This is a genomic window from Dyella halodurans (genome assembly GCF_026283925.1).
Lineage (GTDB): Bacteria > Pseudomonadota > Gammaproteobacteria > Xanthomonadales > Rhodanobacteraceae > Dyella > Dyella halodurans.
On record NZ_JAPDPF010000002.1, the window covers coordinates 394,376 to 409,940 of the forward strand.

Sequence of the window (15,565 nt, forward strand, 5' to 3'; positions counted from 1 at the left end):
TGGACATCCATCGGCGTACGGCATCTTCGCAATGTTGTACTCGCACGAGGCAAGCGGCCACAGAACGAAAGTGGTATGAGTTTTGGTGGCGCCGCCAGAAAATAACGTACAACGCCCATCGAAATACTGGTAGGCATTCGGCTTAGGACATCCAAGGACAATGTCTGGCATCTACAGCCTCAGGTCGGGAGCCTTAAGTAAAAATACTTGGCTCAACCACACTTTTTTACTGATGCCATCGTCGCGTCCTAAGGCGTAAGCTTTGTGAGGCAATGTGCCATAACGTTTCACGTGAGGAGCCGTATGCGGCAATTCACTCTTCCCGCGTGAACTGAAAATCGAAAGCGCTCGTCCTCTCATTTGGCTGATGCTCGCCGACAAGAGCGCAGGCAAACACAGGCTTGCGGTCAGTTCGTCTGTTCAATCAACTAGTGCGTCAAGCAACCAGCGTCCGACCGACCTCTCATTGGTCATTCGAGTGGCACGACTTTCGTACAGAAAGGATTTCCTAGCGACCCGTCATTCGCCTGGCACCGGATGTTTCCGCTGACTCCCTACCTGTCGATGGCATCCCGTGGGGAGTGTGGATGCATGGAATCTTCGCGGCGACACTCATTTGTATGACGAGTAACTACCACCACTCCCGGCCATCGCGAACAAGGGCTACCGCTCATCGGTCGCAGCATGAAGCCAAATGGGAGCAGAGTCTCGCCAAGCCCGTTTGAGGGAAGTATGGAGTTCTAGCTGCGCGACATATTCCTGCTAAGGAGAATTGCATGGCAACCACCAAGAGCAGTGATCGAAAGCTCAACAAACCGCCGCTCTCTATCGACGAAGTCGTTCTGCGAGACAATATTGCCGCCACCAAGAAGCCGCCGGCGGATACGATCGCGCTATTGACGACGCGGCGCTTGATGTTGAGCGGCCCCAAAGATCTTCCTAAGGAGCTCCAAAAGGCACTGAGTGACATGAAGCGGGCCGAGCCCGGACTATCCCTGCCATTGCCGCCGTCGACCATCATCGGCCTGCCCGGCAACACTGGTGAACGAGTCCCTCACAAGGCGCTTGCGGCAAGCGCGGGCACATCTTCGAGCGGCCAGCCATTCAAGCCCGATTGGGCGCCCTTGGTGTACCACCCCAAGATTGGAGCCAAGCCCAGACAGAAATATCTTCGAGGCTTGGGTGGGCGGCGAATCGTGCCGACGGATAACCAGAGTTTCATCTATGGCTCGGACGATCGGCGCGTGTTCTATCCGTCCGGTTATCCGTGGCGCTGTATCGGCAGGGTTGATGTGTACCCGAATGCCGATGCAGACAATTTCTCGAGCTGGGGTAGCGGCGTGCTCATCGGAGACCGACTTGTGCTCACCGCCGGTCATGTTCCGCCGGTCAACCCCGCGCCGGGCACGTGGAAGATGCGCTTCACGGCCGGTATGTACAACGGCTCTGCCGTCGATGGCCCGGGCGCTGTCTCCTATGTATCCGACTTCAAGGGATACACCGGCGGGCTCTCTGGCGTTGATTACGCGGTACTCCGGCTGTACGAACCACTTGGAACTCACATGGGTTACTTTGGTTGGAAAACCTATGACGACAGCTGGACCGGCGGGGACTACTGGTGGTTGGCAGGATACCCATTCGACATTGCAGCAGAAAACAGCCCATCCTATCAGGCGGGGATCGCGGTCCTTGACCAGGACTCAGACCAAGGCGGCCTGGAGCTTGAGCATCATGGCGATACTGCCAGCGGCGATTCCGGCGGCCCATTCTGGGGTTTCTGGGACGAAGGTCCGTACGTCGTCGGTACGGTAAGCGGCCACGAACACGTCAGCGGCCCTTCCTGGGCTGGTGGCGAGGACAACAACATCGCTGCGGGAGGAAGTCCGCTGTCGAACTTACTCGCTTGGGCACGTAGCAACTGGCCGGCCTGAGTCAGTCTGGGAACTCCTCCAGCCATGCGTGGACGATGGCCTGGAAGGACCGCACGAACGCTGAGCCATAATCGTCGGCGATCTCGCGGAGCTGGAAGAGCCGGAGCGCTAGGCGGCGCGCTTCGGCTTCCGCGAGACCACCGTCCACAACGCGTCGCAAGGCATCTTCAATGTTCCGGGGCACATCATAACTGGCACGAGCCAGCCACCAAAGTGGTCGGCTCCAATTGCCGGCCACCCAGTCTTCGTGAATGTCAGCCAAGTCGTCTGCTATCCAGATTGCCTCGCCGGCAATGCGTGCTGAGGCGACTGTCGCTGCGCGACGCCCGTCACCTCTATTCGGAGCAGCCAATAAGGCCAGACGGGACAACGTGGCTGTGGGCAGCGCACTCTTGCGCCGAAGAGCGCGCCAAACGGCAAGCGTTGGACTCGAATGGTCGCGCAGGTTAGCGCCAGACTCACACTCGGCAAGGTGCATGGCGTGCAGTTGTGCTCCGAGTGCTGCATGCCCATGGCGGTCGCCGCCAAGTCGCCGGGACCGAGCAAGGAACTCCACAATCAACGCCATAAGCGCATCGATTGCGACATCTCCACTAAGTTTCATCTTCGGTGGCATTTCCGACAGATGTGCCGCGAGAAAGGTTGGAGTGACGTACTGGCTCAGGAGCACTGCGCGGTCAGAGAAGCGATCCAGAATCCGATCGAACAGTACAATGCCAAGGTTAAAGAGCGCGCCAGCATGGCAGACCTGTGGTCGTAGCGACGCGGGCGTTCCGGCTAGAAAGGCGAGGCCTTCGGCTTGCTGCCACCCGTAGCCAAGGATTCGGGTGAGCGCGGGCTCGGTTAAATCGAGAGACCGTGCCCCCTCTTTGAGAAGATCTGCGTCACCAAGCGCTCTTGGTAGCAAACGCTGGCCGGCTGCGTAGGCGCCCTGACGGACTCGTAGCTCGCGATGCGGTGGCAGCAGGACGCCCGCGCCGTCGAGGATCTCACTGACCACTTGTCGCAGCTCACTCATAGTGCACGCTCGCTGCGCGCCAACGCCGCCACGCACAAAGCCGAGGTGAAAAGCCTGTTGTGGTCATTGGCAATCACTCCTGTGCCCAGGCTATGAACGCGCCATGGGTGGTAGTCGTCGGGTTTGGTGACCCATGGCGGCGGGATGCGCATCTCTGCATGGCTTGGCCAGAAGCCGTCAACCTCTCGCCGGGCGCTCAGGCTTTGGGACGCTCGTTGCCGGCACGTTCTATGGCCACCCGCGATGGCAAGTATCGATAGGGACGCGGCGGTCGCAAAAACTGATTTGGGTCGGCACCAAGACCCGTCGCGTCTCTGCCCGCTCTGGACCCAATCGGCTGCGCGCCATACCGCGTTCATGTCGCCCATCGCAGCGGCTAGCTCAACGGCTTGCAGCGTCGAAAAGTGCCGAGATGCCCACCAGTACGCAGGCCACGATCCATCACTCCGCTGCCGCTCGCTGACATAGCGCCAAGCCGCCTTCGCTTCGGCCGCATGCTCCTTTCCGAGCGAAGCAAATGCAGCCCCCGCAATGGCCGTCACTTCGAGATGCGCGCGACACCATCCATCAAGTGGAATATGCGCCCCCAACCGCATATAGCGAAGTATCGGGCGATGCTTCGCGTAAGTACAAACCCCACCAGATTCGGGGTGCTGATGTCGCACGAGGCACGCCGCCGCACGCGAGATGACTGCGCTTCGGCAGCCGATCGCAACCAGGAAGAGAAGCACGCATGCTGTCGTGTCGGCGTCTGTGGGGACATCCGCGTGATATCCCCAGCCCCCATCATCATGCTGGCGATCAATCAAGGCAGTGGCGGTAGGGACCAGAAGATCACGACTACAGCCTGCCCGGAGAAGCTGCAGACCAATAAATGACGAAGGCCAGTCAATGCCTTCGCCAGCGAGGGTGCGAAATTCCCGCCACAGGCCGTCGCTGTTACGACGGCTCGCTAAGAGTGGAGCTACTTCACTAACTAGAGAGCTCACACGCGCGCCTCATTATGAAGTTTACTTTCGCGCACCGTTTGGGACGATAGTCGACGCGACGTTGACCTCCCTGTTCCCGAGTCATTGCAGACGATTACTCGGCGTCTGTGGAATGAGAGTGAATGGAACGCAAGGTGCTGACCCTCTTTCCTCACTGGGACGATCCACGCCTGATTAGGCGTTCGGCGGCCTGCCGGCTAACTGCCGGGTACCCTCGATAACTTGACCTAATCGCCACCCGTACGTCGAATTCGCCGATAAGCACGTCGTGCGACGACATACCAGCGGCTTATCCTCTGCCCCGGGAATCGATTCGCAGGCGTCGCATTACTCCGCAAGGCGGTTGGACACACCTCTTTCAAAGTCATCAAGCTCGGGGGCTCGGCTAGGATGGCTTGCCACCCGTGCCCCGGATGCCATCCAGTTTCTCCAGCAAGCTAAACCAGAACGGTGCGCCAAACAGCGTCGCGGTCGCCGTGATGATCCAACCTGGTAACGCCCAAGCCATCGCCTCGTAGAAGATGTCTGGCTTACCTTCCTTCAATGCCCACAGGCGCCCCCAGCCCACCGGCAGCTCGTTGATATTCCCGAGCGCCTGGGCGACATCCTTGGGTTCAGACCATGCAGGCAAGCCATGGCCGACGAGCGCGGCATGCCATAGCGTCGTCATGACTTGATGGGCGTCGATGTTGAACGCTATGGCTATCAACAGCCCGAAGATGAACGTCCAAAGCTGCGCCTTCCTCTTGTAGGCACCCGACACGCGATCCATAGCGCCGTCGAACCACTGTGCCACCGCCGACTCGAAACGACTGACGTCCCCGGATGCCCTGTCGAACAGTCCGAGCAGACAGTCCCTAAGCTGTTGGTCACCGATGTCCGCAATGGTCTGCCGAATGGCAACCGGATCCACGCTACCTGCCCGCAGCTTGTCAACCAGCGCTTGCGCGAAGTCCATTGGCTTGATGTAGGACGGCGTCACGCGCGATGACAGCTCGTCGATGCTCCTGGCGGCCCCGTTGTCACGCGGGTTGACCAGGGCATGATTGTAGATCCCCAGCACCAAAGGCAGTTGCCGATTGAGCAAATCCTGAATCCCCTGAAGCAGGGTCGACGCGCGCCATCTGAGCATCGAAGCAACTGCCTCCTGCAGGCTGCTGGCAATCAAGGCGATTGAGCCACAGCACACGATCAACCCGACGGCAACTTCGAGTACAGCGCTTCCGAACATAACCCCTCCGTTGTCATGATCATTTCAAGCACGGTGAATCGCTCTGATGACTTGAATCACGGGGGGCGAACCGAAGAACGGCCGCCCCGGTCTGGGCGCCGCGCGAAACAGGCGCCTTGCGATTGTCACCCCGCACAATGCACGAACGCATGCTTGTCTTCCGTGCGCGTGGTCGCTTCCTTGTCGTCGTGAGCACGAAACTCCCAGCCTGCCTCTAGTTTACTTCACCAGGATTCTTGACCGATGCTGCTTGAGGCGCGTCGTCACTTGGTTGATATAGTCAAGGCTCTCCCCGACGGTTTTCACGGAAATATCGGGAAGTACGACCTGTGCGAGCGCATGCGAAGCGGCAGGAGGCGCACTGGCGTGCCTCAGGCCAATATCGATGCTTGCGGCTATGCGGGTGAAGCCGGCGAGTGCGGGATCAGGCGTGTCGTTGACATCGGGAGGGACTGGGGCTGCCGTGTCCGTAGCCTCCCCTATCGCGTTGAGCGTCTTTGGCGCGTCGTCGCCACGCGAAACATTGCGCGTGAGCAGGGGCATGAGTGATGTCGCATTGGCATCTCGAGCCGTAAGCGATGGAAGGCCGAAAAGAGCACAGACCGTACGCAAGATGGAAGTGTGATCGCATACGGCATTTTCCACCGCCGGGTCCACCCACGGCGATACGAGGACTGCCGGAACACGGACGCCGTAGCGTTGAAAATCGAAGCTATACGGATTCTCTGCACGACTGGAGTTCAAATCCTGGTCGCCCGGCGCCGTGCACTGAACCGGCGCAACATGGTCGAAGAACCCGCCGTGTTCGTCATAGGTGACAACGAGCAAGGAGTCCTCCCAGACGGGTGAATTCCTGATCGTCTCGTAGACGTATTTGATCAGTGCCTCGCCACTGGACAAGCGGCTGCGTGGATGCTGGGAATTGCCGAAGAACATATTTGAGGCGAGATTGTAGTCGGGCTCGATGAAGGCATAACCCACATCGTAGTTGCCTGAGTTGAGTTCGGCGGCGAAAGGATCATTCGAGTCGCCGGGGCGTATCGAGACAAAATTGCTGCTTCCCGCGATAAACGGCATCACGTGACGACCAACGGCGAGCACTTGTGGCATGTCGTCCCCGTGATACACACGCCATGGCACCTTATGCGTATCGAGAAGGTCGTATATCGAGCCGTTCTGGAACTCGAAGGCGGCAGACGACATGGTGACGCCGGATAGCGACGTGAGACCGCTCGGGCTGTTGGTCAAGCCACCGGAGGAGCCGGCATGCACGAAAAAGCGGTTTGGCCAGGTGGGGCCAGGCATCGATGAAAACCATCGATTGAACACAACGAACGAGCTTGCAAGTTGCTGCAGGATCGGCGCCCCGCCATCCGCAAAACAATCCATGACCATGGCGCCGCCGTCGCCCTGGCTCTGCACGAAGCCCTGCATGTTCGGCGGTGCACTGGATATTCCACTCGCGCCCACGCCCGGTGCTACCGAGTAGAGCTGCTGCCAAACGTTTTCAAACTCGTGAGCAGGATCCACGGCTGGCCGATCCATCGCCCTATTACTCACTGGCACGGGATCCGGAGTGCACCCGGGTCGATTGGGGTTGCTCATGTCAGGTGTCACGCCGTCGACGCCCGGCAGGTAGCCAAGGATGTGATCGAACGACCGATTCTCCAGCATGAGCACGAAAACGTGTTTTACGGGCACGCGAGGCTCCTAATGCCAGGATCTGGCCGACGAGTTCCAGGACTAAGACAGCGCAGTCAACAAGCTCGTGCCAATGGGAGTGCCCCACCCCGATACCGCGTCATAGCCCTGGCCGGCGCTATATCCCTGGCCGGGCTGCGGGCTGGACGCGTTCTGGCCGACGGTGATGTCGTGACATGCCGTAACGCCAAGGGATGGGTTGCCGGCCTGGCTGCCATACAGCAATGGTGTAAGGAATTGTGGCGGCTTATGGCTTGGCAAGGCACTCTGAATGCGCGCAAGCAAGGCGGCCCATAGCGGTGTCGACGCGCTCGTCCCGCCGCTGGGGCTGGGCTGGCCGAGAAAGATCAGGTCGTAGTACGGCGGACCCGCGAGTGCCGCCACATCGGGTATGACGCGCCCAGGGAGGCTGCCGTTATTGATCGAGTTGACGCTAACGTTCTGCCAGGACGGTCGCTCGAAGTAGATGCTGACTCCACCACCGGTCGCACCGCCTCCGTCACTGGTGCGACGACCGGGCGACTCCCACCACACTTCCTCGGTTGCCTGCGTACTCGAGCCCACGAGCATCGTGCCGCCCACGCTCAGCGTGAACGGGCTTGAGCTCGGAAAATCGACGTGGGCGCGGCCGTCGGCAATTTCATCACCCGAGCCATCATCGCCGGCGGCTATGCAAACCGTTATCCCAAGTAGCGCAGCAGCCTGCAGGCGATCATTGATGGCCGCGCGCGCCGCCGCGCTCCAACTTGGATCATCCTCCGGCATGCCCCAGCTTACGGATAGCGCCACCGGGAGGCCGGCCCCATTCGCGGTCACTTTGTTCAGCAAGTCGACCCACCCTTTCTGGGTGAACGGCGCGAAATACACGTCGATACTCGCACCAGGACACAGGCCGGCGACGATTTGCACGTCCATCAACACTTCGCCCGAGGAGTCCAATTCCGCCGTCTGCTTGGCCTTCGGGAGCGCCTTGATCTGTGCCAGCGTGAGTGCCTCTTTGCCGACTGGAATGACGGTGACTTGCGGTATCGGACGGCCGAACTTGTTGCAATAGGCGGAGACGTCGTCGGGAAAGTAGCCGCCGTCGAATTCGGCAATGGCGATGCGTTGGCCTGCGGCATCGCCATCTGGGAAGGCGTAGCGTGTTTCGAGATCGGAAGGTCCCAGGGGCGCAGGTGCACCGACGGCACGCGCACCGATCTTGGGTTTACGCCGTGCCACGCGGCGCTCATCCAGGCCGAAAACGCCGGTGACAATATCCTTGAGTTCGGACGGCACGTGGATCACACCCTCGCGTCCGCGATAGCGACCCTGCGTAGCGCTTTCATAGAGACCGAGCTTGAGTCCAAAGGCCGCCTCCATGGCGGCAACGGTGCCACTGACCCGCATGCTACGACCGGCCAGCGATATATCTTCGACCTGCAGGTTCAACGACGTGAGCACTTGCGCCACTTTGTCCGCATCCGCCTTGGCAGAGGCGTACTTTCCCTCGAATTCGGCCAGGCTCAAGGGCTTTGCGGGTAAGTCGTTGGCACCCGGCAGGGCGGGCCCGCGCAGACCAATGGTTACCTCGACCCGCGCCTGTTGATCCGCATCGCCAACGCGCTTGGCCGTGGCGTTCGGCGGGCGCTCGCTACCAGGAAGCTCGACATAGGACGTCGCCATGGCCAGATCTCCCTATTGCGTCGCGTTGTCATCTGGTAAGCAGCAAGCCGCACCGCTTCAATTCGCGGGAACAATACGCTTGCGGACGTTCAGAACAATTGGACAGTGGTTGTAGGCCATTCGGGTGGCCGGTTTGCGGCCGCGCACAAGGCATGCGAAACCTTGTCAATCGATCGGTAGAGGGTCACAAGCGGCGCGTACCGATCGTCCCGAAGGATCACTGGAAATCCAAGCGTCCGCACGCCGAACTGAGCCAGGTCGAGGCACCCTAAATTGCGACCTCCAGGGGACGCGGCGGGCCTATCATTCCGTGCAGGCGATGGTTACTGAACTCAGCGCGACCGATTGAGCTGGAGAATGGCCATGAATAGTCTGGGCGAGCATGCGATCGTGATCGGTGCCAGCGTGGGTGGGCTCCTGGCCGCACGCGCACTGTCGGATTTCTATAGCACGGTCACCGTGCTCGAACGCGATGCGTTCCCCGCGGCAGATATTCCACGCAAGGGCGTACCACAGGGTCGCCATATCCATGGTCTGCTTGCGCGCGGAAGCACCGTACTCGAAGCGTTCTTTCCTGGCTATAACACCGAAGTCGTCGCGCAAAGCGGCGGGTTGACCGGCGATGTCGTCAACGATGTGATCTGGATGGGGCGCAACGTCCGACTTGCCAACGGCAAGAGCGACCTGATCGGCTTGCTTGCAAGTCGTCCCGTGCTCGAGGGCCACCTGCGCCGACGGCTTCTACAGTTGCCCAACGTTCGCGCCATGGAACATTGCGCTGTGCAGAGCCTCGCCACCACCCCTGATAATCAGAACGTGACCGGAGTGCGCGCATGTGTCGAGGGCAACCCTGAAGAGACGATCGACGCGGACCTCGTCGTCGATGCGACCGGGCGCGGCTCATCCAGTGCGAGGTGGCTTGAAAAGCTCGGGTACCAGGCGCCGGCAGACCAGAAGGTCCATATCGGCATCTCCTACATGACACGTACCTACCGACGTCGGCCCACTGATCTTGGCGGCAAGCTCGGCGTCGTCGTCGTCGGTAGCGAGCCAAACTGGCGGAACGGCGCCATGCTCGCGCAGGAGGGCGATAGCTGGATCGTTAGTGCCGGCGGCTTTCTTGGCGATGACGCGCCCGACGACGAGCAAGGCTTTCTCGCATTTCTGGCAACGCTGCCAACCATGGAGATTCACGACGTTGTCGCCCACGCAGAGCCGCTAACCGAATTCACTCGTTACGGCTACCCAGCCAGCCATCGACGGCGTTACGAGAAGCTCGGGAGCTTCCCCGAAGGTTTCCTGGTTTTTGGTGATGCCTTCTGCAGCTTCAACCCAATCTACGGCCAGGGCATGACCGTCGCGGCGTTGGAGGCGCTGGTCCTGCAAGCATGCCTACGCGCTGGTCCCCGTGATCTTGCGCGTCGATTCTTCAAGGAGGCCGCAGTCATCGTGGACATTCCCTGGGACATAGCGGTGGGAAGCGATCTCCGCAACCTGCAAGTCAAGGGCGCCCGCTCGCCCATGTTGCGTTTCATCAACTGGTACATCGGCAAGCTTCATCTTGCTGCGACGAAGGACAGCGCGCTGGCGATCGCGTTTCTTAAGGTCGTCAACCTGATGATGCCGCCATCCTCACTGCTCAGCCCTGCCATCGCCAGGCGGGTCTGGCGTGGCAGTCGAGGGGCTGTGCCGTCGATAGCCTCGACTGCCATCGAGCCAGCGAAGCGGCATAGAGCACCGTGATGACCCGTCAACACTGTGATGCCAATGAAGGCCCCCGGATGTGCTCGCGATGATACGTTCAGGAGCACCTCCGACGTCGAATCCGATCGTCCATGGCAGTGGGTCGACGATGGCGCGTAGTGGCGGACGCAACGTTGACAACCTGCATACCCTACGCCACATGCCACGCCGTGAACGCCAAATCTTCGCCCACCGTCCCTACCGACGATAAGGCTGCCTGATCGCCCTGCCCTCGCATGCGTCTGCGGCTGCGTGCGAATCCCGAGACGGCTTGCCATGAGGTGGAAGCGGAGACTACGGATTCGCCAATACGCGACCCGGGATTGCGGCCGTCTCCCACGGTTGCTCGAGGAAATGACGCGGCGGCGTGGCAGAGCGACCGGCCTGAATTTCACGGCCAACATCATTCGCAGGCTTTTGCGATCAGTTCGCCTCGACCTGTAACGGAGTTGCGACACTCGTTGGTCTTTCGTTCGAAACGTCGCGCTTTGTCAAGAATCCTTCACCAGTTGTCACTAGCGTGGCCCTGCTCGCCCATTCCTGGGCAAGCCACGACCCCTGGAGAGCACCATGACAAATCGTTTGTCTCTTCGTATTGCTCGGCGGCGTATCAGCGCGACTCTCGCGCTCGTTTTGTTAGGCAGTGGCGTTCTTGCCCATGCCGATGATTCCAGGAATCAGCACGACATCCATTTCTGGCCGGGCAACCTGGTCCTGAGCCGCAGTGTGTACGACAACAAGGCCAGCAACGTCGAGGTCGGTACCATCCTGCCCGTCAACTGCGCCAATACGACAGGCGGCTGTGGCGCGGCGAGCGGAGCACCCTACGACGGCACCTACCCGTATGTATGGAACAACGATTTGTACGACGCCAGCTTCGGCATCACGGCGCGCATCTACCTGGATCAGCTGACACCCGATGGCCACCTGATTGACTCCTTGCAGGTACCCAATAGCCTGCTGCCGACCGCGCCGGAAGGCGAACTCGTGACCAGCTTCAGCTCCAAGTCGGAGCTTGCGCTGCACCTTTCGCAGGATCACAAACACCTGAGCTTCATGGGCTACGTCGCACCGGTGAACACGCTTGATGTGTCCAATTCGAACACGCCAGGCGCCGTCGATCCGACCAACCCGGATGGTCAAAACTTCTACCGGGCCGTGGCTACGGTCGACCGCAAGGGCCACTTCAGCTTCACCGAGACCAATGCCTACAGCGGCAACAATGGCCGTGCCGCCATCCTGCTCGACCGTGATGGCGCCGACTACTTCTTCACCGCCGGCAATGCCGGCAATGGCAGCAATCCGCAACCCACGGGCGTGATCCTCGGCGCCGGCACGCAATTCATTACGCCGGCGCACCTGCCGGAAATCGCCCAGCTACCGGGAGCAAGCACACCCCTGGCCAGCTTCTCGGTGACGTCGCTGGGCCTGAAGGCCGACAAGGTTGGCAAGGACGACAACTTCCGCGGCATGACCGTGCATGACAACGTGGTGTATCTCACCAAGGGCAGCGGCGGAAATGGCGTGAACACGGTGTATTTCGTCGACACGACGGGCACGGCCTGCCCCAACGGTGTCGGCGTGCCGGTCGCTGGCGCGCCACTGCCGAAGGCGCCACTGGCTTATGACGCGAGCACGCTGCAGACCAGCGGGCTGCCGACCAACATGTGCATCCTGGCCGGCTTCCCGACCACGCCGGCGAAAACCGCCAAGCCGCTCGCCTATCCGTTCGCCTTGTGGTTCGCCGATGCGAATACCCTCTACGTAGCAGATGAAGGCGACGGCTATGTGGGTGGTGCCGATCTGTACACCCACGCAGCTGCGCAGACCACCGCGGGCCTGCAGAAGTGGGTGTACAACAGCAGCAGCAAGACCTGGTCGCTGGCCTATACCCTGCAAACGGGGCTGAACCTGGGTCAAGCCTATGCGGTATCCGGCTATCCGACCGGTACCAATGCCGCCACTGAGCTGCCGTGGTCGCCAGCCACCGACGGTTTGCGCAACCTCGTGGGTCGGGTCGATCACGACGGCCAGGTGACGATCTGGGCTACGACCTCGACGGTCAGCGGCAACGGCGATATCGGTGCCGATCCGAACCGGCTGGTGGCGATCCGTGACGTGCTGAAAAACAGCAGCGCCACGACGGCGGCCCAGGAAACGTTTGTCACGTTACGTACGGCGGCCTTTGCCGAAGTACTGCGAGGCGTCTCGTTTACGCCGGAACAGGACTCGGATGATCGCGGCCACGATCGCCATTGAGTGGATGATCGTCGAGCGTCGTACAGAGGTGCCGGCGCCAACGCGCCGGCACTTCGCTGATGATGGATAGAGCGCCGTGAGCCTTTATGCGTTGGCCAGCTGCTCTTTCAAAAATTCAATGAAACGCTGCGTCTTCGCCGGCAGCAAACGCGTTTCGGTCAGTGCATAGACGGGAACCGGCTTGCCATGCCATTGCGGCAGCACGCGGACCAGCCGCCCCGCAGCCAGGTCGTCCACGACCAGTGCATCCGTCAACAGGACGATGCCCATTCCCAGCGTCGCCAGCCGACATATCAGGCCGACGTTGTTGATCGTGAAGCGACTATGGGGCGCGACTTCGATGACTTCCCTTTCGCGATGCAAGATCCATGGGCGGTCTTTCAGGATGTTCAGGCATTCGTGGTGTTCGAGGTCGGCTGGCTTCGCAGGCTGCCCCGCGCGCGCAAGATAGTCCGGCGACGCGTAAAGGTGCGGCACAAAGGACGCCAGAGGGCGCGCGATCAGGTGCGAGCTTTCCGGCTCACCGATACGGATCGCCACATCGAAAGGCTCGCTGACGAGATCGACCTGTCGCGGCGTCAGGTCGAAGTCGAAGCGGATGCCCGGGTAGCGCGCAGCAAACTCGGCAATCAACGGCGCCACATAGATTGTGGCGAAATCAACGGGCAGCGAGGCGCGAAGCACGCCGCTCGGTTGGGCGAGCATGTCGCCCAGCTCCTGATGAGCAAGCTTGGCCTCGTCGACGATGCGCTTGCACCGCTCGAAGTAGATCTGGCCCGCCTCGGTCAACTCGACCTTGCGCGTGGTGCGGTGAAGCAGGCGCAATCCGATCGCCTTCTCCAGCGCGCTGATGCGTCGCGATAGCGTGGAATTGGGAACCCCGGTCGCCTCGGACGCACCGCGAAAACCCCTGGCTTTGACGACTTCCACGAACAACGCCATGTCGTTGAGTATTTCCATGAAATTACTCCATTCATGGATCAATGAAATCCAACACACCCACTTTATCCCACTAGCGGGTTGGCCGCATGATTTCTTCGCCCCAAATACGTAACCGTTGAGGACCTCATGATGACTCGCCTGTTTCAACCCGTTCGCCTCGGCGATTACACCCTGCAAAACCGTCTGGTGATGGCGCCCATGACGCGCAGTCGTGCCGAGTTCGATGGCACGCCGGGCGCATTGGCCGCGGCGTACTACGCGCAGCGCGCCGATCTCGGCCTGATCGTTACCGAGGGCACGCAGCCGTCGGACGATGGCCAGGGCTATCTCACCACGCCGGGCATCTACACCGCCGCGCACGTCGAGGGATGGCGAAGGATCACCTCCGCCGTGCACGCCAAGGGCTCTCATATCTTCATCCAGCTGATGCATGCCGGGCGCATGTCGCACCCCGACAACACGCCGCATCACCGCCAGGCCGTCGCGCCATCTGCCATCGCCCCAGGCGCACCGATGTTCACGGTGAAAGGCATGCAGGACATCCCCGTGCCGCGCGCGCTCACCTTGAACGAAGTCCGCGAGACCATCGCGGATTTCCGCCACGCAGCACGTCGTGCGATCGAGGCCGGGGCTGACGGCGTCGAGATCCACGGCGCCAACGCTTACCTTGTGCACCAGTTTCTCGCCCCGAGCGCCAACGTGCGGACAGACGAATACGGCGGCTCCATTGAAAACCGTGCTCGCTTCGCCATCGAGGTGGCAGCTGCCATCGCCGATGAAATTGGCGCCGATCGGACGGCCATCCGCCTATCGCCTGGCACGACCATGTGGGGCATCGATGAAGGCCCCAACGGCCCGGATCTCTATCGCTACCTGGTAGCCGAACTCGACCGCCTGGGACTCGCTTACCTGCATATCATGCATTTGGGCAACGAGGCCTTGCTTGCCGATCTGCGCCAGCTCTGGACGCGCGCGTTGATCCTCAGCCGCCCCGGACGCCCACGTGAGCAGATAGGGTCGGACGTCGTCTCGGGCCTGGCCGACCTGGAAGCCTATGGTCAGTTGGTGCTCGCCAATCCGGACTTCCTCAAGCGACTGCGGACCGGCGCGCCCATGAACGATGTCGACCCCAGGACGTTCTTTGGTGGCGGCGCGGAAGGCTATGTCGATTACCCCCTGCTGAGCGACGCCACCGCAGCCTGAGCGCGCTGGATGTGCCCGGGATAGCCGCGAGAACGCGGTGAATCCCGGGCCTTCGCTTCCATCGGTATCGAGGGCTGCAAGCTGGCGGGCTTCGGGGTGAGCGCCATAGTCGCGTGCTCGAATCTCTCCACCACTACGCGCACGAGCCTGCGGTTCAGCGGAACCCGCCCGGGGCCCAGTGCAGGTTTCAATTCGGGATGACGCTTACGCTCCCGGCACGCCAGCATGCTTCGCGCCTGCTCCTGGCACAGGGCAAAAGCCTCGTTAGCAGAGTCCATGCTTGAGAGCATGTTGCTCGGAACTCGGTCGGCCCTACAGCCCTGCACGGAGTGCAGCCAAGACGACCAGCATCTTCCTTTCGCCTCCCTCTGCCGGCTCCAAGGGTCATGTCCAAGGCGCGGATGACTTTGTGGAGACTTGGCACGCCATCATCCTCGGACGTCTATCAAGCGCTTAGCCCGACAACGTGTTGCGCTGCGACAGCTGTGTGTCAAGCAGCCGTCGACAATCCGTCGATGGGTCGTGGTCATCGCGTGACAATTGTCTTTCTCTTGAACTGAAATCTAACTGATCCCAACGTTTGCGCGGATCAAGACAGATGGCGTTCATCCGCATTCAACTATTCCTTTACGGGTCTGGTGCTGACGCAGTGCATCAATCAGGACGCGCAATACCTGCGATTCGCCGCACGTAAGTCCTCTGCGCGCCAGATACAGCCAACTCGTTGTGCCATCTCGCACTGAGATGTGCTCTTTCTCTTCGCCCCGCTTCGGCGTTCGGGTGTGGGCGTTTGCGCGACATCAATGACAGAGGCGATCCATTTTGAACACGCAGTTGCTTCCTACTGAACCTTTACTTCGACCTAGCGCTCCACCTCCCAGCA

The 15,565-nt window shown here is 60.8% G+C and carries 10 protein-coding genes; 4 read left to right on the plus strand and 6 right to left on the minus strand.

The window, feature by feature from the left end; genetic code table 11:
• Positions 1-776: 776 nt before the first annotated feature.
• Positions 777-1,931 (plus strand): trypsin-like serine peptidase, encoded by a 1,155-nt coding sequence (locus OUZ49_RS05450; RefSeq protein WP_266148973.1) that lies wholly within the window; start codon positions 777-779, stop codon positions 1,929-1,931.
• A gap of 1 nt (position 1,932) precedes the next feature.
• On the opposite strand, the gene OUZ49_RS05455 is transcribed toward OUZ49_RS05450, so the two are convergent.
• The 5 genes from OUZ49_RS05455 to OUZ49_RS05470 all read right to left on the minus strand — a co-directional run bounded on the left by OUZ49_RS05455 (position 1,933) and on the right by OUZ49_RS05470 (position 8,535).
• Positions 1,933-2,949: a hypothetical protein gene (locus OUZ49_RS05455; protein WP_266148974.1), complete on the minus strand. Its 1,017-nt coding sequence runs from the start codon at positions 2,947-2,949 to the stop codon at positions 1,933-1,935.
• Entirely contained in the window at positions 2,946-3,545 is a 600-nt protein-coding gene (locus tag OUZ49_RS20945) for a hypothetical protein (protein WP_423357769.1), read from the minus strand. The genes OUZ49_RS05455 and OUZ49_RS20945 overlap by 4 nt, the downstream gene beginning before the upstream one ends.
• Before the next feature lie 778 nt (positions 3,546-4,323).
• Entirely contained in the window at positions 4,324-5,169 is an 846-nt protein-coding gene (locus tag OUZ49_RS05460) for a hypothetical protein (protein WP_266148975.1), read from the minus strand.
• A 219-nt stretch (positions 5,170-5,388) separates the two neighbouring features.
• Positions 5,389-6,870 (minus strand): alkaline phosphatase family protein, encoded by a 1,482-nt coding sequence (locus OUZ49_RS05465; RefSeq protein ID WP_266148976.1) that lies wholly within the window; start codon positions 6,868-6,870, stop codon positions 5,389-5,391.
• A gap of 42 nt (positions 6,871-6,912) precedes the next feature.
• The gene (locus tag OUZ49_RS05470) at positions 6,913-8,535 is read right to left on the minus strand and encodes a S53 family peptidase (RefSeq protein ID WP_266148977.1); all 1,623 of its coding nucleotides are present in this window, start codon (positions 8,533-8,535) and stop codon (positions 6,913-6,915) included.
• Positions 8,536-8,898: 363 nt separating this feature from the next.
• Between OUZ49_RS05470 and OUZ49_RS05475 the strand changes: the two genes are divergently transcribed.
• Both OUZ49_RS05475 and OUZ49_RS05480 read left to right on the plus strand, forming a co-directional pair.
• Complete coding sequence (locus tag OUZ49_RS05475) at positions 8,899-10,278, plus strand: FAD-dependent oxidoreductase (RefSeq protein WP_266148978.1); 1,380 nt, start codon at positions 8,899-8,901, stop codon at positions 10,276-10,278.
• A gap of 570 nt (positions 10,279-10,848) precedes the next feature.
• Positions 10,849-12,537 carry a hypothetical protein gene (locus OUZ49_RS05480; protein WP_266148979.1) on the plus strand — a complete coding sequence of 563 codons (1,689 nt, stop codon included), beginning with the start codon at positions 10,849-10,851 and terminating at the stop codon, positions 12,535-12,537.
• 84 nt (positions 12,538-12,621) lie between these two features.
• On the opposite strand, the gene OUZ49_RS05485 is transcribed toward OUZ49_RS05480, so the two are convergent.
• Complete coding sequence (locus OUZ49_RS05485; RefSeq protein WP_266148980.1) at positions 12,622-13,626, minus strand: LysR family transcriptional regulator; 1,005 nt, start codon at positions 13,624-13,626, stop codon at positions 12,622-12,624.
• On the opposite strand from OUZ49_RS05485, the gene OUZ49_RS05490 reads away from it, so the two are divergent.
• Positions 13,609-14,682, plus strand: a complete 1,074-nt coding sequence (locus tag OUZ49_RS05490) for an alkene reductase (RefSeq protein WP_266148981.1) — start codon at positions 13,609-13,611, stop codon at positions 14,680-14,682. The genes OUZ49_RS05485 and OUZ49_RS05490 overlap by 18 nt on opposite strands.
• Positions 14,683-15,565 lie beyond the last annotated feature (883 nt).

Excerpts from the sequence above, each read along its gene's own strand:
- OUZ49_RS05450 (WP_266148973.1), top strand. The coding sequence starts at position 777 with ATGGCAACCACCAAGAGCAGTGATCGAAAGCTCAACAAACCGCCGCTC.
- OUZ49_RS05455 (WP_266148974.1), bottom strand. The coding sequence starts at position 2,949 with ATGAGTGAGCTGCGACAAGTGGTCAGTGAGATCCTCGACGGCGCGGGC.
- OUZ49_RS20945 (WP_423357769.1), bottom strand. The coding sequence starts at position 3,545 with ATGCGGTTGGGGGCGCATATTCCACTTGATGGATGGTGTCGCGCGCAT.
- OUZ49_RS05460 (WP_266148975.1), bottom strand. The coding sequence starts at position 5,169 with ATGTTCGGAAGCGCTGTACTCGAAGTTGCCGTCGGGTTGATCGTGTGC.
- OUZ49_RS05470 (WP_266148977.1), bottom strand. The coding sequence starts at position 8,535 with ATGGCGACGTCCTATGTCGAGCTTCCTGGTAGCGAGCGCCCGCCGAAC.
- OUZ49_RS05475 (WP_266148978.1), top strand. The coding sequence starts at position 8,899 with ATGAATAGTCTGGGCGAGCATGCGATCGTGATCGGTGCCAGCGTGGGT.
- OUZ49_RS05480 (WP_266148979.1), top strand. The coding sequence starts at position 10,849 with ATGACAAATCGTTTGTCTCTTCGTATTGCTCGGCGGCGTATCAGCGCG.
- OUZ49_RS05490 (WP_266148981.1), top strand. The coding sequence starts at position 13,609 with ATGACTCGCCTGTTTCAACCCGTTCGCCTCGGCGATTACACCCTGCAA.